Genomic DNA, 461 nt, shown 5'->3' on the forward strand with positions numbered 1-461 from the left:
GCCCCATCCTGGGGCCCAGCGCTTGACGGGCATCCATGCCCGTCACCTCCCTCCGCAAGCCCTGCGCTCGGCCTCCTGAAGTCGCAATCTGCGTCGCCTGAACTACCGCGCGCTTAGAAGCAAAAGCCAAAGCAAGAGCAAGAGCAACGGCGTTCTTCCAGGTACACCAGGCCGAGGGCAGCCATGCCGGCGATATCCTTATCCAGATGACTGGGCAGAACCTCACCGAATGCATCGGCGGTGCCGGCCGATCACCGAATTCACTTCTCGCTTTTGATCTTGCTTCTAAGCGCGCGGTAGTTCAGGCGACGCAGATTGCGACTTCAGGAGGCCGAGTGGAGGCATTGCGAAGGGAGATGACGGGCATGGATGCCCGTCAAGCGCTGAGGCCCCATGGATGGGGCCTGCAGCGCGTGCTCCCGGGAGCAAGGCCGGAGCGAGGGGACCCCGGAGCGCAGCGT

The 461-nt window shown here is 63.6% G+C and carries 1 pseudogene; it reads left to right on the forward strand.

The window, feature by feature from the left end:
- Positions 1 to 152: 152 nt before the first annotated feature.
- Positions 153 to 259: pseudogene (locus I8746_RS26935) on the forward strand (3-deoxy-7-phosphoheptulonate synthase); the annotation flags it as partial.
- Positions 260 to 461 lie beyond the last annotated feature (202 nt).

Origin of the sequence: Pseudomonas sp. USTB-Z, from assembly GCF_019691255.1 — a bacterium.
In the GTDB taxonomy this organism is placed as follows: Bacteria; Pseudomonadota; Gammaproteobacteria; order Pseudomonadales; family Pseudomonadaceae; genus Aquipseudomonas; species Aquipseudomonas alloputida.